The organism is Carboxydothermus ferrireducens DSM 11255 (assembly GCF_000427565.1).
Classification (GTDB): domain Bacteria; phylum Bacillota; class Z-2901; order Carboxydothermales; family Carboxydothermaceae; genus Carboxydothermus; species Carboxydothermus hydrogenoformans.
The window spans coordinates 84,140-108,416 of the sequence record NZ_ATYG01000003.1; the positions used below are offsets into that span (position 1 = coordinate 84,140).

General features: G+C 45.2%; 24 protein-coding genes and 2 riboswitches. Of the genes, 16 read left to right on the plus strand and 8 right to left on the minus strand.

The features are described from left to right. Positions 1-49 precede the first annotated feature (49 nt). From CARFE_RS0102685 to CARFE_RS16145, 16 genes are all read left to right on the plus strand, one after another. Positions 50-1,660: a long-chain-fatty-acid--CoA ligase gene (locus CARFE_RS0102685; RefSeq protein ID WP_028051638.1), complete on the plus strand. Its 1,611-nt coding sequence runs from the start codon at positions 50-52 to the stop codon at positions 1,658-1,660. Positions 1,661-1,987: 327 nt separating this feature from the next. Beyond that, positions 1,988-3,178 (plus strand): dissimilatory-type sulfite reductase subunit alpha, encoded by a 1,191-nt coding sequence (dsrA, locus tag CARFE_RS0102690; RefSeq protein ID WP_028051639.1) that lies wholly within the window; start codon positions 1,988-1,990, stop codon positions 3,176-3,178. Position 3,179: 1 nt separating this feature from the next. Next, positions 3,180-4,238, plus strand: coding sequence for a dissimilatory-type sulfite reductase subunit beta (dsrB, locus tag CARFE_RS0102695; protein WP_028051640.1), 1,059 nt, complete (start codon positions 3,180-3,182; stop codon positions 4,236-4,238). A 13-nt stretch (positions 4,239-4,251) separates the two neighbouring features. Continuing rightward, entirely contained in the window at positions 4,252-4,437 is a 186-nt protein-coding gene (locus tag CARFE_RS0102700; protein ID WP_011345278.1) for a helix-turn-helix domain-containing protein, read from the plus strand. Positions 4,438-4,514: 77 nt separating this feature from the next. Beyond that, on the plus strand, positions 4,515-6,017 hold the full coding sequence (gene cobA, locus CARFE_RS0102705; protein WP_034541476.1) for a uroporphyrinogen-III C-methyltransferase: 1,503 nt from the start codon (positions 4,515-4,517) through the stop codon (positions 6,015-6,017). A 105-nt stretch (positions 6,018-6,122) separates the two neighbouring features. Then, positions 6,123-7,418: a (Fe-S)-binding protein gene (locus CARFE_RS0102710; protein WP_028051642.1), complete on the plus strand. Its 1,296-nt coding sequence runs from the start codon at positions 6,123-6,125 to the stop codon at positions 7,416-7,418. A gap of 26 nt (positions 7,419-7,444) precedes the next feature. Beyond that, the gene (locus tag CARFE_RS0102715) at positions 7,445-7,633 is read left to right on the plus strand and encodes a 4Fe-4S binding protein (RefSeq protein ID WP_011345275.1); all 189 of its coding nucleotides are present in this window, start codon (positions 7,445-7,447) and stop codon (positions 7,631-7,633) included. A 15-nt stretch (positions 7,634-7,648) separates the two neighbouring features. Continuing rightward, a complete protein-coding gene (locus CARFE_RS0102720; RefSeq protein ID WP_028051643.1) occupies positions 7,649-8,365 on the plus strand; it encodes a respiratory nitrate reductase subunit gamma in 717 nt (238 codons plus the stop codon). Between the two features lie 17 nt (positions 8,366-8,382). After that, the gene (dsrK, locus tag CARFE_RS0102725) at positions 8,383-9,711 is read left to right on the plus strand and encodes a sulfate reduction electron transfer complex DsrMKJOP subunit DsrK (protein WP_028051644.1); all 1,329 of its coding nucleotides are present in this window, start codon (positions 8,383-8,385) and stop codon (positions 9,709-9,711) included. 27 nt (positions 9,712-9,738) lie between these two features. Next, entirely contained in the window at positions 9,739-10,056 is a 318-nt protein-coding gene (locus CARFE_RS0102730; protein WP_011345272.1) for a TusE/DsrC/DsvC family sulfur relay protein, read from the plus strand. Further along, a complete protein-coding gene (locus CARFE_RS0102735) occupies positions 10,057-10,659 on the plus strand; it encodes a hypothetical protein (protein WP_011345271.1) in 603 nt (200 codons plus the stop codon). Positions 10,660-10,805: 146 nt separating this feature from the next. Continuing rightward, entirely contained in the window at positions 10,806-12,125 is a 1,320-nt protein-coding gene (locus CARFE_RS0102740; protein WP_028051645.1) for a YeiH family protein, read from the plus strand. Between the two features lie 59 nt (positions 12,126-12,184). Continuing rightward, positions 12,185-13,582, plus strand: a complete 1,398-nt coding sequence (locus tag CARFE_RS14050; RefSeq protein WP_051250124.1) for a cobyrinate a,c-diamide synthase — start codon at positions 12,185-12,187, stop codon at positions 13,580-13,582. Continuing rightward, the gene (locus CARFE_RS0102750; RefSeq protein ID WP_028051646.1) at positions 13,554-14,495 is read left to right on the plus strand and encodes a selenium metabolism-associated LysR family transcriptional regulator; all 942 of its coding nucleotides are present in this window, start codon (positions 13,554-13,556) and stop codon (positions 14,493-14,495) included. Before CARFE_RS14050 ends, CARFE_RS0102750 begins: the two co-directional genes overlap by 29 nt. A 161-nt stretch (positions 14,496-14,656) precedes the next feature. Beyond that, entirely contained in the window at positions 14,657-15,775 is a 1,119-nt protein-coding gene (locus tag CARFE_RS0102755) for a DUF362 domain-containing protein (RefSeq protein ID WP_028051647.1), read from the plus strand. Positions 15,776-15,824: 49 nt separating this feature from the next. Then, entirely contained in the window at positions 15,825-15,995 is a 171-nt protein-coding gene (locus CARFE_RS16145) for a hypothetical protein (RefSeq protein WP_154652707.1), read from the plus strand. A gap of 118 nt (positions 15,996-16,113) precedes the next feature. Here the strand turns inward: CARFE_RS16145 and grdD are convergent, their stop codons facing one another. From grdD to CARFE_RS14055, 8 genes are all read right to left on the minus strand, one after another. After that, on the minus strand, positions 16,114-17,259 hold the full coding sequence (grdD, locus tag CARFE_RS0102765) for a glycine/sarcosine/betaine reductase complex component C subunit alpha (protein ID WP_028051648.1): 1,146 nt from the start codon (positions 17,257-17,259) through the stop codon (positions 16,114-16,116). 14 nt (positions 17,260-17,273) lie between these two features. Next, the gene (gene grdC, locus CARFE_RS0102770) at positions 17,274-18,803 is read right to left on the minus strand and encodes a glycine/sarcosine/betaine reductase complex component C subunit beta (RefSeq protein WP_028051649.1); all 1,530 of its coding nucleotides are present in this window, start codon (positions 18,801-18,803) and stop codon (positions 17,274-17,276) included. A gap of 106 nt (positions 18,804-18,909) precedes the next feature. Next, positions 18,910-20,217: a glycine reductase complex selenoprotein B gene (gene grdB, locus CARFE_RS0102780; RefSeq protein WP_011345263.1), complete on the minus strand. Its 1,308-nt coding sequence runs from the start codon at positions 20,215-20,217 to the stop codon at positions 18,910-18,912. A 27-nt stretch (positions 20,218-20,244) separates the two neighbouring features. Next, positions 20,245-20,715 (minus strand): glycine/sarcosine/betaine reductase complex selenoprotein A, encoded by a 471-nt coding sequence (grdA, locus tag CARFE_RS0102785; protein ID WP_011345262.1) that lies wholly within the window; start codon positions 20,713-20,715, stop codon positions 20,245-20,247. Between the two features lie 117 nt (positions 20,716-20,832). Further along, positions 20,833-22,119, minus strand: a complete 1,287-nt coding sequence (locus CARFE_RS0102795; RefSeq protein ID WP_028051654.1) for a glycine/sarcosine/betaine reductase component B subunit — start codon at positions 22,117-22,119, stop codon at positions 20,833-20,835. Between the two features lie 11 nt (positions 22,120-22,130). Continuing rightward, positions 22,131-22,460 carry a thioredoxin family protein gene (locus CARFE_RS0102800; protein WP_011345260.1) on the minus strand — a complete coding sequence of 110 codons (330 nt, stop codon included), beginning with the start codon at positions 22,458-22,460 and terminating at the stop codon, positions 22,131-22,133. A gap of 14 nt (positions 22,461-22,474) precedes the next feature. Further along, positions 22,475-23,398, minus strand: a complete 924-nt coding sequence (gene trxB, locus CARFE_RS0102805) for a thioredoxin-disulfide reductase (RefSeq protein WP_011345259.1) — start codon at positions 23,396-23,398, stop codon at positions 22,475-22,477. Between the two features lie 49 nt (positions 23,399-23,447). Then, entirely contained in the window at positions 23,448-23,843 is a 396-nt protein-coding gene (locus CARFE_RS14055) for a GrdX family protein (RefSeq protein ID WP_051250125.1), read from the minus strand. A 39-nt stretch (positions 23,844-23,882) separates the two neighbouring features. Next, positions 23,883-23,976: riboswitch (glycine riboswitch) on the minus strand. Continuing rightward, a riboswitch (glycine riboswitch) is annotated at positions 23,977-24,062 on the minus strand. Between the last annotated feature and the right edge of the window lie 215 nt (positions 24,063-24,277).

Consider the following 24,277-nt stretch of genomic DNA (forward strand, 5'->3'; position numbering starts at 1 on the left):
ATTCGAAATATTAAAAAAAGAGAGAAAAGTAAAAAGGAGGAGAAAAGGGATGGGAGAACCTATCTGGCTTAAGTCTTATGAAGAAGGGGTACCGCATTCTTTAAATTACCCTGATAAGACGATAGCCCAAATAGTTGATGAAATTGCGGCTAAAATGCCGAATCACAAAGCGCTAATTTTTTACCAGAAAGAGATTACTTACGGGGAGTTAAAGCTTTACACCGATCTTTTGGCAGCAGCTCTTGCCCGGGATGGAGTGAAAAAGGGTGACCGTGTGGCTTTAATGTCTCCCAACACCCCGCAGTATGTGATTACTTATCTTGCGGTTCAAAAAATTGGAGCTATTTTAGTTCAGGTAAACCCGATGTACGTGGAAAGGGAACTTTTGCACATTTTAAACGATTCCGGGGCTAAAGTTATTGTGGCAATGCGTAACCTTTACCCCCGGATAAAGGCAGTGCAAAACCAGACGAATTTAGAAAAAATTATATTATTTGATTTTAGCCCTTATGATGTTCCTGATGATGCGGTGGATTTTGAAGCTTATGTAAAATCGGCGGCAGGTTATACTGTGGAGTATCCCCCAATTGACTATCTTAATGACCCGGCGGTATTGCAGTATACCGGTGGTACCACAGGAATTGCTAAAGGGGCAATTTTAACCAACCGTAACATCTTGGCAAACCCCATGCAGGTTACGGCCTGGATGACTTCCTGTGAATTTGGCAAGGAAGTAGTGTTAGGAGTTTTACCCTTTTTCCACTCTTACGGCATGAGTGTGGCCATGAACTTTTCCCTTATAAATGCAGGAACGCTGGTGCTTTTACCTCGCTTTGAAATAAATGAAGTAATGAATACCATTAAAAAATACCGGCCGACCGTTTTCCCCGGTGTTCCAACGATGTATATTGCTATCAACAATTATCCCAATGCCGGAAGCTACGGGATAGACAGCATTAAAGAGTGCATATCCGGTTCTGCTCCCCTTCCGGTGGAGGTTGCTTTAAAGTTTGAGGAGCTTACCGGCGGCCATCTGGTCGAAGGCTACGGATTGTCCGAAGCATCGCCGGTTACCCACTGTAATCCTTTAGGGGGTAAAAGAAAAGTAGGGTCTATTGGGCTTCCCTTCCCGGATACCGAAGCTAAAATTGTGGACCCCGAAAATTACGAACGGGAACTTCCGATTGGTGAAATTGGAGAGCTGGCAGTTAAAGGCCCGCAGGTAATGAAAGGTTACTGGAATATGCCCGAGGAGACGGCCCGGGTGTTAAAGGACGGCTGGCTTTACACCGGTGATATTGCCCGTATGGATGAGGATGGATATTTTTATATCGTTGACCGGAAAAAAGATATGATTATTGCCAGCGGCTATAACATTTATCCCCGGGAAGTTGAAGAAGTGTTGTTTGAGCATCCCAAAATTAAGGAAGCGGTAGTAGTTGGCGTTCCCGATGAATACCGGGGAGAAACGGTAAAAGCTTTTGTGGTGTTAAAGGATGGAGAGACCGCTACCGCTGAAGAGATAATAGCTTTTTGTAAGGAAAGACTTGCGGCTTATAAAGTGCCGAAGAAAGTTGAATTTAGAGAGGAACTTCCCAAGACTGCTGTAGGTAAGATTCTGCGGCGGCAATTAAGAGAAGAAGAATTAGGTCGGAAGTAGTAATTTGGGGACAGTCCCTTTTACTATACTTTAAGGATAACTTTAGGGACTGTCCCTAAAATTATAAATATCACAAATAACGGTATTTATTTTTTTTATAGATAGTTACCAATATCACAAATAAAAGCGGGAAAAACCGGGATGTTTAGGGATGATTTTGAAATGTGGAAGGGGATTTAAAGAGAAAAATAGAGCAAAAATTAATAAATTAAAATAACGCCATAAGTTTATCAAATAATAAACCTAATTGACCGAAAATGTTAGAAAAATTATGATTTTAGTAGAGAACACATGAGAATATTATCACAAGCAGGAGGTGCCGAATTAATGGCCAACGAGGAAAAAAAGACTCCTCTTTTGGACCAGTTAGAGGAGGGGCGTTGGCCCAGCTTTGTCAAGGAAATTAAAAAAGCTGCGGCCAAAAACAAAAAAGCCGAAGCGCTGTTAGGACAGCTTGAGCTTTCTTATCGGGAAAAGAAAGTTCACTGGAAACACGGCGGAATTGTGGGGGTAAAAGGTTACGGTGGCGGAGTTATTGGCCGTTACTCCGATGTTCCGGAGCAGTTTCCCGATGCAGCGGAATTTCACACTATTCGGGTAAACCAGCCAGCCGGTTGGTTTTACACTACCGAAGCATTGCGGAAACTTTGCGATATCTGGGAAAAATATGGCAGCGGTTTAACTAACTTCCATGGTTCGACCGGTGATGCAATTCTCCTGGGTACCGACACTGATAAACTGCAGGCTTGCTTTGATGAACTGGCAGAAGCCGGCTTTGACCTGGGAGGTTCCGGTTCGGACCTAAGAACGCCGAGCTGTTGCGTTGGTCCGGCCCGTTGCGAGTTTGCTTGCTTCGATACCCTGGATGTTTGCCATGAGATTACCATGGAGTTTCAAAATGAGCTTCACCGGCCGATGTGGCCCTATAAGTTTAAGATCAAGATTGCCGGTTGCCCCAACGATTGCGTAGCTTCTATTGCCCGGGCTGATCTCTCGGTAATTGGTACCTGGAGGGATGAAATCCGGGTAAATCAGGAGGAAGTAAAAGCATATGCCGAGGCCGGTTTTGACATTCAGGGAATGGTCGTGGAAAAATGCCCGAAAAAAGCGGTGAAGTACAACCCCGAGACCCGACAAATTGTTATTGATAATGAGTCCTGCACCCGCTGCATGCATTGTATTAACGAAATGCCCCGGGCATTAAGGGTTGGCAAAGAAGGCGGTGCCACATTACTCATAGGTGCCAAGGCTCCGATTGTAAAATCGGCATTTATGTCCTGGGTTATCATACCGTTTATGGAAATGAAACCGCCTTATACCGAACTTAAGGATTTTATCCGGACCATTACCGATTGGTGGGATGAAAACGGCAAGACCCGGGAGCGGATTGGCGAAACCATTTACCGTCTGGGTATGCCGAAGTTCTTACGGGATACCGGAATTAAACCGGTGCCGCAAATGGTTACAGCTCCTCGTGCTAACCCCTACTACTTCTGGTACCCAGAGGAGGTGAAGTAAAATGGCCAAAACCGATTTTGGGCCTCCCCATTACAGTACGCTTATTCCTGATATTATTAAAGAAAATTATGGCAAGTGGCTGTACCACGAACAAATTCGTCCCGGGGTTTTAAAGCATGTTTCGGAAACCGGGGCCGAGCTGTATACCGTTCGGGTAGGGTCGCCAAGACTTGCCAGCATTGATTTTATCCGGGAAATTTGCGAAATTGCCGATAAATACAGCAAAGGGCATTTGCGCTTTACCAGTCGCCATAATATTGAGTTTTTACTGGATGATAAGGAAATGGTGGAGCCGCTTTTGGAGGAGCTTGCCCGAAGAGGCTTGCCGGTAGGAGGTACCGGACACTCGGTTTCTAACATTGTGCATACTCAGGGCTGGGTGCACTGTCATTCTGCGGCTACCGACGCTTCCGGCCTGGTAAAAAGTTTAATGGATGGGCTTTACGATTACTTTGTGGAAAACAAGCTTCCCAACATGGTCCGGATTGCTGTGGCCTGCTGTCTTAATATGTGCGGGGCCGTGCACTGTTCGGATATTGCTATCGTTGGTATTCACCGCAAACCGCCGAGAATCGATCACGAAAAGCTGCATAAGGTTTGTGAGATTCCCTCGGTTATTCAGAGCTGTCCGACCGGTGCCATTAAGCCAAATCCCAAGCTAAAATCGGTGGAAGTGAATCCGGATAAGTGTATGTACTGCGGCAACTGCTATACCGTTTGTCCGGCCATGCCAATTGCCGATCCGGAAAACGACGGGGTAGCCATCTTTGTGGGCGGTAAGGTTTCCAACGCCCGGACCGCTCCTAAGTTTTCCCGGCTGGCAATACCGTATCTTCCCAACAATCCGCCCCGGTGGACGGAGACGGTGGAGGCAGTAAAGCACCTTCTAGAAGTATATGCTGAAAATGCTCTGCCGGGTGAAAGATATGGCGAATGGATTGAGCGGATTGGCTGGGAGCGGTTCTTTAAACTGACGGGTCTTCCATTTACGGAAAAACATATCGATGACTTTATCTTTGCGCCGACCACCTTTAGAACCACTACTCAGTTTAACTGGTAAGGGGGTCGGTAGGGTGGAAGAGCTAAAACAAAAAATCATTGATTACTTAAAAACGGTCGATAAGGCCAAAAACAAAGAAGTGGCTCAAGCTTTAGGTGTTTCCAAAGGAGAAGTAGATAAAGCAGTTACCGAATTGGCCAAGGAAGATAAAATTGAGTTTCTTTATCTTGGGACTTCTTATATCAAGCTAAAAACATAACATTACTCCCCTTTTCTCCCCTGCCCTGGGCCGCCCGCCCTGGGCGGCCCTAAGAAATTAAGCAAAGGATGAAGTCTATGCCTGGTTTTGTGTACCTCGTGGGTGCCGGCCCGGGAGATCCGGATTTGATTACCGTTAAAGGTTTAAATCTAATCAAAAAAGCGGATGTGATAGTTTACGACCGCTTGGTAAACCCGGTACTCTTAACCTATGCCCGAAAAGATGCCGAACTTATCTATGCCGGAAAAGCTCCTGAACGTCACGAGTATTTGCAGGAAGAGATTAACAAGCTTTTGGTGGAAAAAGCGTTAGCAGGGAAAACGGTGGTGAGGTTAAAAGGGGGAGATCCCTTCGTTTTCGGGCGTGGTGGCGAAGAAGCATTAGAGCTTACCCGGCACGGGATTCCTTTTGAGGTGGTTCCGGGAATAACTTCGGCTATTGCCGTTCCGGCGTATGCAGGGATTCCGGTAACCCACCGGGAAGTAGCGGCTTCCTTTTGCGTAATAACCGGTAACGAGGACCCGACCAAAAAAGAAAGTCAAATTAACTGGGAAAAAGTAGCTTTAGCTGCGGATACATTGGTCTTTTTAATGGGGAGGAAAAATCTGCCGCAAATTGTAGCCAATTTGCTGAAGTATGGCCGCCCGCCCCAAACCCCTGTTGCCGTAATCAGGCTTGGGACCCGAGCGGAACAAAGGACGGTAACCGGGTGTCTTCAGGATATTGAGGAAAAGGTAAGAAAGGCCGACTTAAAGCATCCGGTAATTATTGTGGTGGGGGAGACGGTTAAGCTCCGGGAGCAGCTTAACTGGTTTGAAACGAAAAGGCTAATGGGCAAGCGCATACTGGTTACTCAAAGCAGTAACTCCGGTAAACTTTTGGCTTGCCGGTTAAAAGAACTTGGAGCTGAAGTTTGGCATTTGCCCCAGGTGGAATATTTAAAACCCGAGAGCTACCGGGAAGTAGACCGGGAACTCCAGAGGCTTAATGAATACAAGTATATCTTATTTACAAGTCCGAACGGTGTAGAGTTTTTTTTGAACCGTTTAAAGTGTTTGGAGCTATCAATAGATGCTTTGCCCGAAATAATTGCTATCGGAGAAAAAACTAAGAAAGCTTTGGAAAATTCAGGGATAAATGTAGCCCATAAAACTGACCGGTTTTTGCCCCGTGAAGTGGTAAAATTCATTGCCGGGCGCCTTCAAGATGGGGAAAAAATTCTCTTTCCCAAAAGCGAAAAGGCTACAATTTTAGAATTAAAACTCCGTGAGGAGCGTTTACCGGTAAAGTACCTACCGGTGTACAAGGCTGTCAGGGCAAAGGTTGAGGCAGACCATCTTTTTGAGTTAATTGATGGTCGGAAAATTGATTTTATTACCTTTGTAAGCCCGGCAGCAGTGAACAATTTTTTTGAAAGCTTAACGGACGAAAAGCGAGAGAGGTTAGCGGAAATAAAAATGGTTTCGATGGGGCTAAGCACAACGGCGGAGATTAAAAGATATGGTAACTTTGAGATTCTTGAGGCTAAACGGCCTGGAGTTGATGGCATTTTAGAAAAGATATTAGAAGCAGCAATTTAAATTGCAAATAGTGAAATAAAAAACGCGAATTTTACACAGAAAGCAGTAAGTGTTACGGTTAAATTGAAAAAAGAAAAAAATGCTCGAGATTAAAGGGGTAAAGCGATGAGTACCCAAAAAGCGGTGGAGTTTCTTAAAAGCAGATTAAATAAAAAATTAATTGCCAGCCTGGAAGTGTGTGCTCACTGTGGCATCTGCAAGGATAGTTGCCACTACTATAGGGCTACCCAGGATCCCGTTCATACGCCGGCTTATAAAGCGGAAAAACTTAGAAAAATCTACCGGAGGTATTTTACGCCGACGGGAAAATTGTTTCCCGGCCTGGTAGGAGCTCGGGATTTTGATGAGGAGTACGCCCGGGAGTTAAAGGATATTGCCTTTGGTAGCTGTACCATGTGCCGGCGGTGTACCATTAACTGTCCCATGGGTATAGATACCGGGTTAATTGTCAGAACGGCCCGGGCCATGCTGGCAGCAATTAACATGGTTCCTGCCAGTTTAAAGGCTGGAGTGGATTTAACCATTGAATCGGGGAATAACATGGGGGTTACCCGGGAGGAGTTTTTAGAAACGATAGAGTGGCTGGAAGAACAACTTCAGGACGAAGTTGGGGACTCCAAAGCAAAAATCCCGGTGGATAAAAAAGGTGCCCGGGTGTTGTACATGACGATACCCCTGGAAGTTAAGGTTTATCCTCTTTCCTTTATTGCTCTGGCAAAAATTTTCTATGCTGCCGGCGAGGATTGGACCGTTTCCAGCAAAATGTTTGATGCAACCAATTTAGCATTATTTTCCGGGGAAGACGACTTGGCAAGACTTCATGCCCAAAGGTTAAGGGATGCCACTGTAGAGCTCGGGGTGAAAGTGCTGGCGATGACCGAATGTGGGCATGGCTTTAGGGCCATGCGCTGGGAAGCTGAAAACTGGCTGGGTGAAAAATTCCCCTTTGAAGTAAGGCATGTGGTGGAATTAATCCATGAATACGTTACGTCCGGCCGCATAAAACTTGACCCTTCGCGTAATAACAAGCCGGTGACCTACCATGACCCGTGTAATTTAGCCAGAAACGGCGGCATTTATAAAGAGCCAAGAGAAATCCTGGCGATGGCTGTAAGTGATTTTAGAGAAATGAGCCCTTCAGGTGTTGAAAACCTTTGCTGCGGTGGTGGCGGTGGGATGCTGGCCATGACCGATTATGCTAAATCCAGGATAGCGGCGGGTAAACCAAAGGCAGACCAAATAATGGCTACCGAAGCTAAAGAAGTAGTGGCACCATGCCACAACTGTTTGGTACAGCTTCAAGACCTTAAAAAGCATTATAAAATACCCGCGAATATCACTGCTTTATCGGAAATCGTTGCTAATGCTTTGGTGTTGCCCGGGGAAGAAAAAAATAACTAAAAATAACTATAAAGGGAGTGAAAGCGATGTACATGGTTAATTTGGATCTGGATAAATGCACCGGTTGCGGTACCTGTGCCGAAGCTTGTCCGGCAAGATTGTTTGAATTAAAGGGTGATAAGGTGGAATTAGTTTCGGATCCCTCGGAGTGTATGGGTTGTGAAACCTGTACTACTTCCTGCCCAACCGGGGCCGTTACCATTCAAGAACTATAATAGGGGGAAGAACCCTTGAAACATTTTGTTGTTGGCGTATTTCCTTATCTAACATTTTTAATACTGGTGTTTGGGCTTATCTACCGGATAAGAGGTTGGTATGCCTCAAAAGTGAAGTATCAATTAAACCTTTTTCCGGTACCCGATACGCCCGGTGGTGAAATTCTGAAAGAAATCCTATTCTTTAAAACCCTGTATCGGTTTGAGCGCCCGCTTTGGGTGATGTCTTACGGATTTCACCTGGGGATATTCTTGATAGTTATCGGGCATATAGCCGGAATAGCCTTTGCCGGGCACCAGTTTACGCTGTTTGGTGCAACTCCGGAACAGAGCGAAAAGCTGTCCTTTGCTTTTGGGATGCTGGCAGGTACTCTGGCCTTTTTGGGTGCATTAGCCCTTCTTTTAAGGCGGCTCTCCGGCCAGATTAAACAGGTTTCCGACCCCTGGGATTACATTGATTTACTTTTAATTTTGGTAATTGTCACCACCGGAAATGCGATGCGGACTTTGGCACCGGTAGAACTTTCTACCGTGAAGAAATATTTTGCGGATTTATTTAGTTTAAGGCCAATTAACTATGAGCTTCCTGATGCTTTTGTCCTTCATTATTTCTTTGGACAAATCTTATTGATGTACCTTCCGTTTTCTAAACTTTTGCACTTAGCGGGCGGGTTAATAAATAAAGCAATTACGTTAACCGGTGATGGCAAGGCAAAGCTTTTAAGGCTTTAGAAAGGGGGAAGCATATAATGAATGCCCCGCAGAAAGCAAAAGACCTCGCCCCGCTGCCATATCGCATTTTGGACGATGAGGAAAAAGTGCGCAAAGCGGTGGCCTTAATTCGCGAAAAAGCCGCCGAAAGTCGAATGTTTAAACTCGCTATGGAATGCTGCACCAAATGCGGTGCTTGTATAAATGCCTGCCACTCGTACCTGGGAACTGAAGACCCTTATAATATACCGACCAAACGAGCCGATTTAGTCCGAAGTGTTTATAAGCAGGAAGTAATGCCACTATCAGGGGTTTTAGGGAAAGTGGCCGGAGGCATTGGAATAAGTGCCGAACTTTTGGAAAAATGGTTTACTTATTTTTACCAGTGCAACCAGTGCCGGCGGTGTGCTTTAGTTTGCCCCTTTGGAATCGATACGGCCGAAGTTACCATCATGGTCAGGCAAATATTAGCAGAGCTCGGGATGGTGCCACGATTTACTGTCGGTATTGTCAAAAATATGGCCAATACCGGCAACAACATGGGGATTACCAAACCGGCCCTGTTAGATAGCTGCGAATTCCTTGAAGAAGAAATGTACGAAGAGACGGGTATAAAAATCCGCATACCCGTAGATGAAGAAGCGGATGTCATGTATGTGCCTTCCTCAGCGGACTTTTTCGTCAATACCAACACGATGATTGGTGTGGCCAAGATGTATCATGCAGCCGGTATTAAGTGGACCATTCCCAGTGAAATAATTGAAGCTGCCAACTTTGGCCTTTTCTTTGATGAAAAAGTGATGAAAGAACACAATCGCCGGCTTTTAGATTGTGCCAAAAAATTGAAAGCTAAAAAGATTGTTCAGGGTGAATGTGGTCATGGCTGGCGGGCAGCCCGGATGTATACCGATGGGCTAAACGGTCCCGTTGATGTGGAAATTCGCCATATTCACGAAGAAGCGGCGTACTTAATTGCTAAAGGAATAATAAAAGTTGATCCGGAGAGAAATGGCGATATAGTTTACACTTACCATGACCCCTGTAATTTAGCCCGAGCAGGGGATATTATTGAAGAACCGCGCTTTATTCTGCGCCATGTAGTTAAAAATTTTGTAGAAATGACTCCTAACCGGGAGGAAAATTTCTGCTGCGGTGCTGGGTCGGGGCTATTGATGGAAGAAATTATGGAAACCCGGATGAAGCTTGGGAAAGTCAAGGCCGAGCAGGTAAAAAAGACCGGAGCGGACTATGTAGTGGCTCCCTGTTCCATCTGCAAAGCTCAATTGCCATTGGTTTTTGAGTACTATAATCTGCCTGTGGAAATGTCCGGGCTTATGGATTTGGTTGGAAAAGCTATTATCTTATAAAAAAATTTTTTAAGGAGGTAGGTAAATATGCCGCAAATTGAAATTGATGGGTTGGTTTTAAATGTGGATGAGGATGGTTTCATTGAAGACCCTTCAATTTGGAATGAGGAGATAGCTAAGGCTTTAGCGAAGACCGAGGGGGTTACGGAGCTTACCGAAGCTCACTGGAAAGTGGTTAACTACATCCGCAACTATTATCTTCAGTACCAAATCGCTCCGATGATCAGAAAGCTTTGCAAAGATACCGGGTTTAGCTTGAAAGAGATTTACGAACTGTTCCCATCCGGTCCTGCCAAAGGGGCTTGCAAAATTGCTGGTCTGCCTAAACCTACGGGGTGCGTGTAAATGAAAACTTTTTTGCTGGTGGCGTTTTTTGTAACGGTAGCGGGCATTATTGTTAAAATGGCCGGGCTTTTAAAGGCCAATCCCCCCCGGGATTTAGCCCGTCCCCGGGGGGATAGTTCCTATGGAGTTTTATACGCATATACCTTAGGAATGGCTCCCTGGGCCAAAGAAAGTACCCGCAAACATGCTATATCTTATTTGCGGGGGGTAATCTTTCATCTTGGAATCTTTGCTTCCTTTGTCACCCTTATCCTATCTGTATTTGAAGTAGAGTTTGCCGGTCTTGTCAGGGATATATTGGTAGTGCTGACCGGAGCGGGTCTATTGGCTGGCATTGTTGGGATTTTTGAGCGGTTGACGAAATCGGAAATGCAGAAGTTAAATACCCCCGATGATTATCTTTCGGTTTTACTGGTAACGTTATTTATTGCTGGAGCCTTCGGCTATGTTTTAAATTTCCAGGGGCAAAACTGGTTTTATTTCGTAACAGGGTTAATGTTTTTCTACCTGCCCTTTAGTAAAATTACCCATTTTATCTACTTCTTCTTCAGCCGTTACTTCTTTGGATTTGAGTTTGGTAAAAGGGGCGTTATAAAGCATTAGGGTTTCCCTAATGCTTTATAAAAAATCTTAAAATGTGAAAGTAACCACAAACAACAAGAAAGGAGGGGGGTTGAAGGCGCGAGAGTCAAGGGATTCAGACAATAAGCCTATAAGAAAAATTTATGACGAAAAGGGGGAGGTCATTGATGAGCGACAAGCAAGGTTCTGAATTCCTTAAAAAGGAAGACTGGTGGGCAGTTTACCTTGGAATTGGTATTGTTTTGGTGGCGCTAATTTTGTACAAAATGGGGCTTTCAATTAAGCCAATTGCTGTAGCGCCACCTAAATGGAAATCGTTTTCGGAAGTAACTAAACACTTTGCTGAAAACGGTTTGATTTATGTGTATCTTTATTTAATGTTCCTTGTACTATTTAGCATAAGTATTAAGTTTATGGGATTTAATGTCGGCGAGTTTATTAAAGGTTTCACAATTATTTACTTGCTTACGGTTATAGTGTTGGTGCTTGGTTCGTCTACAGTTGCTCAGCAATATAATCTTGAACCTCCGCTGTTGGCACTTTTATTGGGTTTAATAGTCAGTAATGTATTTAAACTTCCAAAATGGCTTGATACTAGCTTTAGAACCGAGTTTTACATTAAAACCGGTATTGTATTACTTGGTGCAACTTTACCCTTTACCTTAATTGTTAAAGCTGGTCCCATTGCTCTTTTACAGGCAACTATTATATCGGTAACTACCTGGTTGACTATTTTCTTTGCTGCAACTCGCCTTTTTGGTTTGGAAAAACCTTTTGGGGCAACCTTGGGTGCCGGTGGTTCGATTTGTGGAGTTTCTGCTTCAATTGCTGTAGGTGGTGCTGTTAATGCCAAAAAAGAACATGTTTCCATTTCTATTGCTCTGGTAACTATTTTTGCTGTGATTATGATCTTCCTTCTTCCGTTTGTTTGTAAGGCTTTAGGACTCCCGCCAGGGCAGGCCGGGGCATGGATAGGTTCTTCCGAATTTGCCGATGCTGCTGGCCTTGCTGCGGCTTCAGCGATTGGTGATGAAGTTGCCATTAAAGCCTTTACACTAATGAAGGTAATTGGCCGTGACATTTGGATTGGGATCTGGTGCTTAATTTTAGCTGTGGTGGCAGCAACCAAATGGGAAAAGCGTGCTGAGGGTGCTTCTGTTTCGGCGAAAGAAGTGTGGATACGATTCCCCAAATTTGTTATTGGATTCTTTATTGCAACTATCATAATTAGTATTGTTGATGCGAGTTTAACTCCTCAAGTGTCGAAAGAAGTATTGACACCCTTGGTTATTAATCCTATAAAAACTTTACGTACTTGGGCCTTTGTATTTTGCTTCTTAAGTATTGGCTTTACTACGAGGTTTAGAGAATTATCGTCTTTTGGTTGGAAACCACTGGCGGCATTTGTCATAGGTGTTATTGTTAACGTTTTACTGGGCTATACTTTCTCAGTGCACATTTTGGGCGATTACTGGAGCAAACTCTAAAAAGTGAGGGCTGCTAATATGCGGCCCTCATTTACCCTTTTTAAAGGATGGGAGAAAAAATGAAGCCAAATGGTATAGTTGTAGCAGCGGCAAGTGGAAGAAGCGGAAAAACCACTTTGACCCTGGGAATTTTACGGGCCCTTTCGCGGAGAGGAATTAAGGTTCAGCCGTTTAAAAAAGGTCCGGACTATATTGACCCGGGCTGGCATACTTTGGCTGCAGGAGAGCAGAGCCGAAATCTGGACCTTTTTTTACACAGCCGGGAGGAAGTGGTTAACCATTACAGGTATTATGCAAAAACTGCTATGCTTTCGGTTGTGGAAGGAAATATGGGGATTTTTGATGGTGTTGATGCCCTGGGAACAAATAGCACCGCAGAGCTGGCAAAGTTATTAAATTTACCGGTATTACTGGTGGTAGATGCTACCAGAACCACCAGAACCTTGGCTGCGGTGGTAAAAGGGTTGATGGAGTTTGATCGGGAATTAAAAATTTTTGGCGTAATTTTTAATAAAGTGGGCAGCCGCCGTCAGATTAAGCTTTTAGAAGAGGTATTTGCCGGTTACTGTCCGGTTAGAATTTTAGGTTATATGCCCAAAATTGGGGAAAAAGGGGCAATAATGGAACGGCATCTTGGGCTTATCACTTCTGGAGAAGTTAAGGCCTCTAATGACCTGTTAGATTATCTTTCCCGGATGGTAGAGGAGCATATTGATTTAGAGCCGATTATTAGTTTAGCCAGTAAAAACATTGTAACAGTAGGGCCAAAGCCATTGGGAAGAGGCGAAGTAAAAATTGGGGTTTTTAAAAATGAAGCGTTTTGCTTTTATTATCCTGAAAATTTAGAGATGCTGGAGAAAGCAGGGGCTGAAATAGTTTTTATAAATCCTTTTTATGATGAGTTACCCGAGGAGTTAGGTGGGTTATATATTGGAGGCGGGTTTCCGGAACTTTATTTAGAAGAACTTGCCCGGAACCGGAAATTATTAACTCAGGTAAAAAAATATGCGCAACTGGGGATGCCGATTTATGCCGAGTGCGGCGGTCTTATGTATTTATGCGATAAAATTAAGTATAACGGGAGCGAATATTATATGGCCGGCGTAATTCCGGCGGAATGCCAGATGACCCCTAAGCCCCAGGGGCATGGTTATACCGAAGGGGAAATTGTCAGGGAAAATCCGTATTTTCCGGTAGGATATTGCCTAAAAGGACATGAGTTTCATTATTCCAGGCTAAATTTAACTGAGGAATTAACCTTTGGTCTTAAGCTTCATAAAGGGCAGGGGATCACTAAAGGTCAGGATGGCTTTTGCTATAAAAATGTGTTTGCTGCTTACACCCATTTTCACGTGTTAACATACCCCAAATGGTCCGAGAATTTTGTTAACGCAGCTAAAAACTTTCGGGTAAAAGGTGGGGGTTTTAATGCTTCACTCGCAGCTTGTAATTTTTAAAGTGGTAGCTGAAACCAAAAATATTTCCACGGCGGCGAAAAGATTGCACATGAGTCAGCCGGCAATTAGTCTGCAAATTCAATCCCTGGAAAATGAAGTAGGAGTAAAGCTGTTTGAGCGGTCGAATAAAGGAGTACGTCTTACAAAAGCTGGAGAGATTTTTTACCAGAAAGTTCAGGATATTATTGATAAAATTCACGAAGCATACGAGTTGGCTCGAGATGCCGGGGGAGAAAGTAAAGGAAAACTTTACATTGGGGCTACGCTGACTATTGGGGAATATGTCCTACCCAAGCTTTTAGCGTATTTTTATAAACTGTATCCTGAGATTGAAATGCGGGTGAAGATTGCCAATACCGATACCATTTATCATGAATTGGTGGAAAAAACTATTGATATTGGACTCATTGAGGGACCAATTGACGATGAGGAGCTTAAAGTAGAAAAATTTTGGGAAGACGAGTTGGTAGTTGTAGTGCCTTATCATCATATCTGGGGCAGTAAAGAAAGACTGCCGGTAGCGGAATTGTTGAAAGAACGGATAATTTTACGGGAAGAAGGTTCGGGAACGAGAAAGGTGCTGGAAATAGCCTTAAAGGAACTGGGGCTTGATCTTAATGACTTAAACGTTACCATGGAATTTAGCAGTACGCAGGCTATCAAGGAAGTTGTAGCAGCAGGCTTAGGTGTAACCATAATTTCCGAGCTGACAGTGCGGCGGGATTGTGATTTGAAAATGTTTAAGAAACTAAGTATACTGGAAGCACCGATTAGAAGGCCTTTATCCTTTGTTTTGACGAAAAGCACTGCCCACGAGAAGCAAAAGCAACTTTTTATAAATCTTTTAAGAAATAATGAGCTTGTAGCTAAGCTGATAAGCCAGGACATTTGCGATTACGTTCAACCTGTTTAGACCGGGGTTAATCCCCGGTCTTTTTTTGGCTTTGTTGCAGGATTTAACTTTAAAGCGGGAAAAAGATAACTGTATAATTAAAGAAGAATAAAAGAAGGGGCCAAAGGCTTGAAGTATTAAATTAGGGACTGTCCCCAAAATTATACTTGGGAGGAAAAGGGATGAAAGTTTGTGTGGCAAAATGTAGTAGTTATAACTATGCGGAGGTAGAAGCTGCAGTAGCAGAAGTATTTTCAGAGTTTGGTGGAATTGAGACGTTTATTAAGCCCGGGGAGCGGGTCTTGATTAAGCCCAATATGCTGGAAGGGCTTCCGCCGGAAAGGGCGGTGACGACCCATCCGGAAGTGGTGCGGGCGGTAGTTCGTATGGTAAAAAAAGCCGGGGCTATTCCGCTGGTGGGGGATTCGCCGGGGACCGGTAATACCGAACGGGTAGCCGCCCGGTGCGGCATTGCCCGGGTGTGCCAGGAAGAAGGGGCAGAGTTATTACCTTTTGCCGAGGCTAAAGATTATCCGCATCCTGAAGGGCGTACCGTAAAAAGGTTTTCTCTGGCCAGGGAACTTTCCGTAGTGGATAAGGTTATATCGGTAGCTAAAATGAAAACCCACTCGTTTATGGGGATAACCGGGGGCATAAAAAATTTATTTGGGTTTAATGTTGCGACTACCAAGGCACAATATCATTTACGAATGCAAAAAAGGGATGATTTTGCGGCCATGCTTTGCGACTTGGCTCTTTTAATAAAACCGGTGTTTTTCATTATCGATGGGGTAGTGGGGATGGAAGGAAATGGACCCCGAAACGGGAATCCTAAAAAAGCAGGGGTTATTATCGGTGGAGATAACGGCTTTGCGGTGGATATGGTGATGACGCAAATGATAGGATTTGAGGCGGAAAAAATGCCGGTAGCCAGAGTAGCTTTAAACTGGGGGGTAGTGGTGCCGTTAAAGGAAATAGAAGTTACCGGCAGCGGGAAAGGTTTAACGTTTAATTTTGCGCCGCCTAACAACATCGAGTCTTTGGACGGAAGGATTCCGGCTTTTTTAGTTCGCTTCTTTCAAAACCAGTTTACCGCCCGGCCGGTAATGAACGAACGGTGTGTCGGTTGTGGTCGCTGTGCCCGTCATTGTCCGCCTAAAGCCGTTAAGATTGAGAATCGACGGGCGATAGTGGATTATAATAAGTGTATTCGCTGTTATTGCTGCCAGGAACTCTGCCCGGCCAATGCGGTGGAACTAAAAGAAGGCTTTTTAATGCGGCTGTTTTCCCGGAAAAAGTAATAAAAACCCTCCCTTTCCGGAAAAAATAAAAAAAACGGGAGGCGGTTTTATGGATTATGACGACCGGGTGCATAACCTGATGGATAGCTTTAAGCAGGGCCTCATCAACCGAGAATCGGCGGTGCACATGTTATCCGAGTATTATGGTAATGAAATGGCCGATGAGATTTTAAAAAATTATTTTCAGTCCTGGGAAAATTTTATCAAAATGGAGGAGTAAGAAGAAAGCCGCAGAGGCCAAAACCTCTGCGGCTTTTTGTTTAATGTAGGGCGGGCTTAAGACTGCATCTTATGCCTGCAGGGGTTTTACTGCCAACCTCAAACCTCTAAACCGGACCCTACAATACTTTATTTTCCTTTAAGACTTTAAGGGCCTGACTTAAGTCGTCAGGAGCAACAAGGATAATGGGACCGGTGCAACCCATGCCGGTTTCGGCATAAATACCGTGTTTCCATAAAAGCTTCTGGGCATTTTCCAATTCTAGAACATCAATTCCGGCAATTTCTTTGTCTACCGGTTTTTTCGGGGGCATTTTTACTTCTTCTACTGCTTCTTTTCTCTCTAAAGGTTTTACCAATTCAAGAAGCCCTGCTTTTTTAGCAGCTGCGATTTCTGCTTGTGCAACTTCTACAAGTCTACCCTGGGCCATGGCGGCGGCGTATTCAATAGCACCGGCAATTACCGGGGCGCCCGAGGCCCGGGAAATGATATTAATTATTTTGTTAAAGCCTTCTCCAATTCCCGGACCGTAGCCGTAGCCTAACGCCTCGTAACTTCCACCGGTGGTGTAGGCGGAGAAGATTTTAATTAAGAGGTTGCCGGTTAAGCTATCGCAAATCATGACGTCGGGAGTACCGGCAAGTAAGTCGTTACCCCGCATTACTACACCGCCGTCGGAACGCTTTGATTCGCTAAAATCAATTGGGTAGCCGCGACTTTGGAGTTCTTTTAAAATTCTTTCTACCTGCCGGGCACCGTCCACATTTAAGATACCAACTTTAGGATTTTTAATTCCGTAAGCTTTGGCAGTGGCAATGCCGTAAATAGCGTTTTTAACCATTCCTTCCACCCGGTCGGGGGAAGAGGTACCGGTGGTAGTGGCAATAAACATTTTCCGGCCCTGAGCGGGGGTTACTACCAAACCTACAGTAGAGGTGCCGATAGGGAAGTTGTAATGCATGGTAACGGCCGCATTTAATTCACCGGAGTCTAACATCTTTTCCATTACCCGGTGGCCTTCTTTTTCATCGGTGACAACGACTTTAGTGAGCCTGGTTTCGACATCTTCCGGACCAATTACTACGATTTCAACGTTAGGAAGGTTTTGGGCGGCCATCGCGGCACCTTTTAACACTTCAAGCACACCGTGTTCACTGCCCAGAAGGGTGATACCTACCCGGATGTTTTTAAGAGCCCGTCCGGTGGCAATAACATCCGCTGCTTCATTTAACACTTCCGCAATTAATCTTTTTACCTGCTCCATTTATTTGTACCCCCTTAGGAAAGAAGGCCTTTGGCCATTTCCCTTAAGTACTCGGCAACCATTTCCCGAACGGCTTCTTTTGTAAGGCCGGTAGTTTCCTCCACCTTACCGGGGTTCTTCTCAATTAAAAGCGATAAACCGTCAAACAGGTTGGTCATCCGGGCCAGGAACAGACTACCCTTGCCAATAACCATGGCCGAAGAAATTTTGCCTTCCAAGAGAGCATCCCTAAAGAACCCAAGGGCCGGAACTCCGGAAGGAATATGACCTTGAGTGGGAGCAAAGCCGGGTAATCCGTGTTTTTCCACGAACTTGGGGATATCGGCCCGGCCGATCTCTCCTGCCATAACCGCCAGAGCACCGATCATCTTGTAGTTTGCTTCCGGTACGTTGCCGGCGCCGGCCGGTTCGGTAAGTTCGGGGTTTTGCATTTCTACCGAATAGTAGTCAATTTCGGTGATTTTCCGGCCAAGTTTGGCAAGAGGTTCGGCCACCAGGGCTTTCATTACCTGTTGCGGAGAAGCGCCGCTACCGATATTGTGTTTGCCAATAACATCCAGGCGGATGATTGGGTTAAGGCCATCGTTTTCCGAGACCAGTATCGCAAAAGCTCCCAGCATGTCTTCTAAAACCGGCATTCCTTTATTGACGTGGTCTTTGCCGTTCATTCCGAGTTTGGCAACGGCACCGCCACCTACAACTACAACGTTTTTAAAGGTACCGGATTTTACCAGGGATGCAGCATGTAAAAGGGCATGGGCAGGACCGGCACAAAAGCCGCGCACGTCGGAGCCGTTGGCGTTTACCAAACCGGCAATTTCACCAATAGCTTTAGCAAAGTTACCGCCACCTCTTTGGTTCATGTCACCGCAGGCTTCTTCGGAACATTCGATAATGTAATCTACTTCCTCAGGATTAATTCCGGTATTGGCTAAAAGATGGAGGACTGCTAAAATACCCGATGCTTTTACCACAAGGTTTTCTAACATAATATGGGCCGATAAGTTTTCGTCAATTTCATGGGCCTGCCGCACGCAACCTACTAATTTTTCCCCGAGGTATAAACCTTCCGCTGTGTGGGAGGTTACCAACTTTTCAATTTCCCCCGGGGGTTTGGCGTTTGTAAGGCGGGCCAGCAGTTGTTCGTTTATTAGCTTATGTTTGGCAAGTTTTTCCTTGACCTCTTCCTGAAAACTTTCTTCCAGAATAACGAGGTCAAAGGCGTCGGCTATTTTTAAGAGTCCGTAAAATTCGTCTTCGGGCATTATTTCACCGTACTTGCCAAAACGGGAAGCTCCATTAATGGAGTTTGTGTACCAGGGGCGGGGAATGGTTTTTAACTCTTCAAGACCGATATTACCGATGTATGCCTGGTTTGGGGCGTAAGCTACAGCATCGTCATACTTCCGCAAATGTTCGGGAAGTTTTTTCAGGTATTCAGAGTCAGGGTTTTTTAGCCTTTCAACCGTCTGGGTGGTTCCGTTGTGGTACAAAAGGTCAGGGGCATGAATGAGGCACTGGCCAACACCTTTTAAGACCGGCATAATTATAACCTCCGTTTGTCAAAATTATTTTTTTATCTTAAGCCCGGATAATGGGCTTGCTTTCTAAATTTTGGGGAGCAGGCTTATGACCTGCTCCCGGGATTTTTTAGTCAAATACCGTTTGCCCTTCCACTTCTGTGGTAAGAGCCTTTAATGCTTTTTCCACGAGTTTTCTTCTTAAAGCTTTTTCCTCATCCGCCGGAAGGGCAGGATTGCCGAGGGGGTGAGGAATAGCAACGGTTGGTACAATTCGGTTAGCACCAACGGTTTTACTGATGGGAACGATGGTGCACATGTGAACTACGGGAATACCGGCCCGTTCAATCTCCTTGACCATCGCTGCACCGCAGCGAGTGCAGGTACCTCAGGTGGAGGTAAGAATGACCGCATCTACTCCGGAAGCTTTTAAATCGGCAGCAATGGCCTGACCGAATTTAGCAGCATTGGCAACAGAAGTACCGTTACCAACGGTAGCATAGTAGTAATCGTGCAGTTTGCCAATTTTACCTTCCGCTTCCATTTCCCTTAAAACGTCAACCGGTAAAACTCTGTCGGCGTCTTGATTGGCGTAAACCGGATCATAGCCGCCATGGGCGGTCTCAAAGGTATCGCTGGTTAAGTCTTTAACGCCAGCGATAGAGTATTTACCGAACTTTGAAGCTGACGACGATTCAATCCGGTCGGGATTGCCCTTGGGAACAATACCACCGGATGTTACCAGAGCTATGGTGGCTTTGCTAAGGTCTTTTATGGCGGGATTAGGGGGAACCCGGTCAAAAGCAGGCATAGGAAGTTCGGTAGTAAAATTTTCTCCCTTGATTTTGGCGATAAGCATGTCTACTGCCCGCTTGGCTCCTCTTTCTTCCGCAAAGTAATTTTTCCGAATTCCCCGGGCAATGTAGCCTTCCTGTTCGGGAGTACCGATTTCTTCTTTCTTTAAGAGCTTAAGACCCAGAGCTGCCATTTTGGGGATGGCATTGCGCATACCGATGGCCGAATCGGCGGTAGCTATGATGTAAACGGATTTTTTATACATTTCTACACCTGGGTTTTCCGGGTACATGCCGGTTACCGCAGGGATGCCAAGATTTTTTACTACCGCTTCGGCAACCGCCCCGCAGGCGGTACCGTAACGGCCGGCGTTAAAAGCGGGACCGGCGACTACCAGGTCAGGATTATATTCCTTGATCATTGATAGAATTTGCTTAAGGGCTTCTTCCATGTTTTCGGCAAAATAGCTATCACCGCAGATAACGGTACCGACAACTTCCGCTTCTCCTTTAAAAGCACCATTTAAAGCGGTACCAGGGCCTACGGGACCGTCTTTTTTCAGGGGAGCAGTATCTGCTTTTTCTTCGCCGCCTATTTGACCGAAAAACTGGTTTAAGTAATGGACTACACGGAATTTAGCCACAAAATTACCTCCTTTGCCAAGCAAGGACTAATATTTGCTTCCCTCTTTTCTCATTTTGGATACTTCGGCGGCTAAGGCATCAACATCTAAAACCATTTCCATCATGGCTGCCTGCTCTTCATAAACGGCCGGGTCAATTTCAGCCTTAATTTCGGGTTCCAAAATGTGATAAACCTTGAGTCCCAACGAGACTCCAGCTAATGGACCTGCGAAAGTAGGATCGCCCAGAGTTACGGTTTCTGCTGCCAGTGATGCGGTGTCCGGTTCGGCTGCACCTAAAAGGACAACGATATTTTCACCGCCGAGTTCTTCAGCAAGTTCCTTAATACGGGCCTGGTTTTGCAGGTCCATGGTGCCGGCAGCAGTTCAGACGAAACATTCGGTAGTGGCAAATACTACTTCCGCTCCGGCACTCTTGGCACACTCTGCTATAGCGGGACCGGGGACACCGTCACGGTCACCTACAGCAATAACTTTTTTACCGGCCAAAATTGCCATACTAAACTCCTCCTTTAGTTTTTATAGTAGGGACAGCAATCACGGTGTTTAGTGGTCTGTCGTTAGTGGTTGAGATTTTCCCACCACCAACCACCAACCACCTAACACCTAACACCATTAATATCCTTTTGCGGATAGTTTATTGAAGCCAACTTCCGAGGTAGCGCCGGTGATTGCTTGGATTTCCACTTCGATGCTGCCATCGGGCCGTAGTGACCCGGCAAAACCTCCGGCAATAACATCGACAACTCCCACATGGCCAATGACAGTATCTAACTTGGGCAGCACAATGGTTTCGTTGGCGTTACCGGCGGTAACCACGGCATTGGCTTCTGGAGTGGTGTCGGCCAGCGATTGCGAGCTGCCGTCTCTACCGGCGTATTCGTCGGTGATAAGGACGGTTTTGATACCTTTTTGCTCTAACTTCCGGCAGTTCATAACCAGGTCGGCATCAGGGTTACCGAAGCCTTCTTCGGAAACGATTGCAGCGTCAATTCCAAGCATTTCAGCAAGTTTAGCGGTGTAGCTGGAGGAACGTTCTTTATCGGCTAAGGTAACGTTTTCGTTGGTGATAATAACGCCAACAAAGTTTATATCCGTGCCGTGACGGGCAAATAATTCTTCAATTACAGGGTTATTCATGTGCACGTAAGTAGTGTTTTTGTCACAGGCCGAAACACAGTTACCGCTAACTATAGCGCCGTCAAATACTTCGGTAGGGGAGATGAGGGTGGGTAAAATACGTTTGGCATCTACCCCGTAAACGTAAGTATCATGCAGTAAACCCTGAGTTTGGAGCATGTAAACATAAGCTACTTTTGGAAGTTCGGGGTACTTTGAAGCGGCTTCTAAGAGCGGAGCAACTTCATAAGTTACCTCTTCATCGGGGGTAATGTTTTTACCAGCTTCCCCAAGGTAGGCCGCTGCTTTAAGTCCGGCTAACCGGACCACACTTTCGTGTTCATGTTGACTTAATCCATCTACCGGTTCGATTTTAACTACAACGTTATAGGTTTTGGAAAAAGGAGTATACTCGGCTCCAGGACCGGTCATGTCAATAATTCCTTCCTGGAATCCTACAATCTTTCCGGTAGTGACCACAGCAGCACCTTTTAAAACGTGGGTCCGGCCGCTGCCCACCATTTCTACTTTACCGAGAAAACCGGGGAAAATATTTCCTGGGCCTTCCACCTTCACCCGGGGTTCAATGACGTCTTTTACCGGTACAATTCGTACCGATTCGCCCGGGCGGGCTAAGAAAACCTCAACGGAACTAATCCGGTTATCCTCTTTCAATAAGGCTGTTAATTCGTCTTTATTAACGTAAAGAACTCCATTTTCGACCCGGGTACTGGGGCCAAATTCCAGCCCTTTAATGTTAATTTTCCCAAGGGTAAGCCGCATTTTATCCCTCCTTAGCCGATAATGGCCCGAATTTTTTCTTCAATTTCTTCGCGGCCAAAATTACCTTGTAGCTGGTCTACAAGTTCGCCGTTTTTATAAAACTGGAAGGTAGGAAGGCTCATAACTTTAAGCTGAATGGCAAGCCTCCGGTTTTCGGCAGTGTTTAATTTGGTAAACTTCATTTTACCCGCATAGATTTCGGCCAATTCTTCTACTACCGGCATTAAACCCATGCAGGGTACGCACCTGGGACCCCAGAAGTCCACCAGAACCGGAAGCTCGCTTTTTAAAACTTCTTCTTCAAAATTGTCTTTGTTTAGCTCAATTATGTTTCCCGCCATGTTTATCACCTCCTTTACTCGGTACATTCTTCAAGATATTTTTCCGCATGGTAAGCAGCAATAGCACCGTCAGCAGCGGCAGTTACTACCTGCCGTAACAGCTTTTGCCGGACATCGCCGGCGGCGTAGATTCCGGGAATGTTGGTGCGCATGTTTTCATCGGTAATAATGTACCCCTGTTCGTCCAGGTTTACTAAGCCTTTGACAAACTCGGTATTGGGCTTAAGGCCAACATAGATAAAGATTCCGTCAATTTCCCTTTCAAAAACTTCACCGGTGACCACGTTTTTTAAGCGCACTTTTTCCACAACGTCGGTGCCGATAATTTCTTCCACCACGGTGTTCCAAAGGATTTCCAGCTTTTCGTTGGCAAAAGCCCTTTCCTGGAGAACTTTGGTGGCTCTCAAGGTATCGCGGCGATGGACAAGGGTTACCTTATCAGCAAACTTGGTAAGGTAACAGGCTTCCTCAACCGCTGAATCGCCACCCCCTACGACCATGACGTTGGCGCCTTCGTAAAAAGCGGCGTCACAGGTAGCACAGTAGGAAACCCCCCGGGATCTGAATTCTTGCTCTCCCGGACAGCCAAGAAGTTTAGGTGCAGCACCGGAAGCGATAATTACCACTTTCGCAACAAAGTTACCTTTGGTGGTTTTGACGATCCGGTCAGCCCCCGCAAGCTCAATCCCCTTTACTTCGGCCAAAAGTTTTTTGGCACCAAAACGCTTTGCTTGTTCCTCCATTTGGGCGGTAAGTTCCGGGCCGGAAATCCCATGGGCAAATCCCGGATAATTTTCAATTTCATCGGTAGTGGCAGCCTGTCCGCCGGTGGAAAGCTTTTCAATATAAAGGGTGGAAAGCTTACTCCGGGCGCTGTAAAGAGCTGCGGAAAGTCCAGCAGGACCGGCGCCGATGATGATTACATCGTATCTTTCCATACGATATTCCTCCTTTTAAAGGGAAAAGTTATAAATTAAAGTTATAAACTTATGTAATAAGACCCATGCTGTAAAGGAAACTTTTAAAAAAATCCAGGTCTATTACAGCAAAATCTTCCAGAAAGAGCTCGATTTCCTTGGGACGAGACCGTTTTTCTAATAGCTCTTTGGTTTTTAAATAGCTAATTTCAGCCATTAGGATGGAATCGTAATCGGATTCTTGCTCGAGCTTTTCTAAAACTACGGTTTTATAAGGTGTTTGGTTTGGCTTAATGCTACCGGTCAAGGGATGGGTTAAAAGTTTATAACCTAAATGGCAGAGATCACGCACTTTTGCTAACACATCTTCGGTATATCCATCCACCCAGATAATCGTAAAGCGGGGTTCTAAAGTAAATCTTTGAATATAGTCTTTGACTTTCGGATTATTTGTAATCACCAGCATGAAAAATTCCTCCTAAAAGAAAAACAGAGGCCGAATAACTTTCCGGCCTCTGTCCTTACAACCTGAGAGATTCCCGGGCCCAAGGCTACGGGTTTCTCCTTCGGTGCCGCATTTTGCGGACTCTCCAGAGTTCCGTCCGGTTGCGGTCCTTTTGCCTGAGAGTTTCGGTTGCCCTTGCTCCTTCGGCGCCCGATTACGGGTCTCTCCCACAACCTTCATCCGGAAAATTTCATTATTAATTTTTGGGGGGATGGAGTAAAAATATGCAGGGGGAGAATGAAAAGTTTTTCTTAACTTTTCAATTTCTATTATATACATTCGTGACAATTTACACAAGTCCTGCTACAAAAATTTAATTTTTTCGACAAATTTAGAAGTTTTTATCTTGTGAAAATTAAGAAAATGGCGAAAATATGAGAAAATATTTTTTAGTT

What these genes read in the sequence shown, in the direction of transcription:
- grdC (WP_028051649.1), bottom strand. Translation starts at nt 18,803, where the DNA reads ATGCCGGTCTTAAAAGGTGTTGGCCAGTGCCTCATTCATGCCCCTGAC.
- CARFE_RS0102750 (WP_028051646.1), top strand. Translation starts at nt 13,554, where the DNA reads ATGCTTCACTCGCAGCTTGTAATTTTTAAAGTGGTAGCTGAAACCAAA.
- CARFE_RS0102685 (WP_028051638.1), top strand. Translation starts at nt 50, where the DNA reads ATGGGAGAACCTATCTGGCTTAAGTCTTATGAAGAAGGGGTACCGCAT.
- trxB (WP_011345259.1), bottom strand. Translation starts at nt 23,398, where the DNA reads ATGGAAAGATACGATGTAATCATCATCGGCGCCGGTCCTGCTGGACTT.
- CARFE_RS0102715 (WP_011345275.1), top strand. Translation starts at nt 7,445, where the DNA reads ATGTACATGGTTAATTTGGATCTGGATAAATGCACCGGTTGCGGTACC.
- dsrB (WP_028051640.1), top strand. Translation starts at nt 3,180, where the DNA reads ATGGCCAAAACCGATTTTGGGCCTCCCCATTACAGTACGCTTATTCCT.
- CARFE_RS0102735 (WP_011345271.1), top strand. Translation starts at nt 10,057, where the DNA reads ATGAAAACTTTTTTGCTGGTGGCGTTTTTTGTAACGGTAGCGGGCATT.
- CARFE_RS0102730 (WP_011345272.1), top strand. Translation starts at nt 9,739, where the DNA reads ATGCCGCAAATTGAAATTGATGGGTTGGTTTTAAATGTGGATGAGGAT.
- CARFE_RS0102740 (WP_028051645.1), top strand. Translation starts at nt 10,806, where the DNA reads ATGAGCGACAAGCAAGGTTCTGAATTCCTTAAAAAGGAAGACTGGTGG.
- CARFE_RS16145 (WP_154652707.1), top strand. Translation starts at nt 15,825, where the DNA reads ATGGATTATGACGACCGGGTGCATAACCTGATGGATAGCTTTAAGCAG.
- CARFE_RS0102755 (WP_028051647.1), top strand. Translation starts at nt 14,657, where the DNA reads ATGAAAGTTTGTGTGGCAAAATGTAGTAGTTATAACTATGCGGAGGTA.
- CARFE_RS0102710 (WP_028051642.1), top strand. Translation starts at nt 6,123, where the DNA reads ATGAGTACCCAAAAAGCGGTGGAGTTTCTTAAAAGCAGATTAAATAAA.
- CARFE_RS0102795 (WP_028051654.1), bottom strand. Translation starts at nt 22,119, where the DNA reads ATGCGGCTTACCCTTGGGAAAATTAACATTAAAGGGCTGGAATTTGGC.
- CARFE_RS14055 (WP_051250125.1), bottom strand. Translation starts at nt 23,843, where the DNA reads ATGCTGGTGATTACAAATAATCCGAAAGTCAAAGACTATATTCAAAGA.
- cobA (WP_034541476.1), top strand. Translation starts at nt 4,515, where the DNA reads ATGCCTGGTTTTGTGTACCTCGTGGGTGCCGGCCCGGGAGATCCGGAT.
- dsrA (WP_028051639.1), top strand. Translation starts at nt 1,988, where the DNA reads ATGGCCAACGAGGAAAAAAAGACTCCTCTTTTGGACCAGTTAGAGGAG.
- CARFE_RS0102800 (WP_011345260.1), bottom strand. Translation starts at nt 22,460, where the DNA reads ATGGCGGGAAACATAATTGAGCTAAACAAAGACAATTTTGAAGAAGAA.
- grdD (WP_028051648.1), bottom strand. Translation starts at nt 17,259, where the DNA reads ATGGAGCAGGTAAAAAGATTAATTGCGGAAGTGTTAAATGAAGCAGCG.
- dsrK (WP_028051644.1), top strand. Translation starts at nt 8,383, where the DNA reads ATGAATGCCCCGCAGAAAGCAAAAGACCTCGCCCCGCTGCCATATCGC.
- CARFE_RS14050 (WP_051250124.1), top strand. Translation starts at nt 12,185, where the DNA reads ATGAAGCCAAATGGTATAGTTGTAGCAGCGGCAAGTGGAAGAAGCGGA.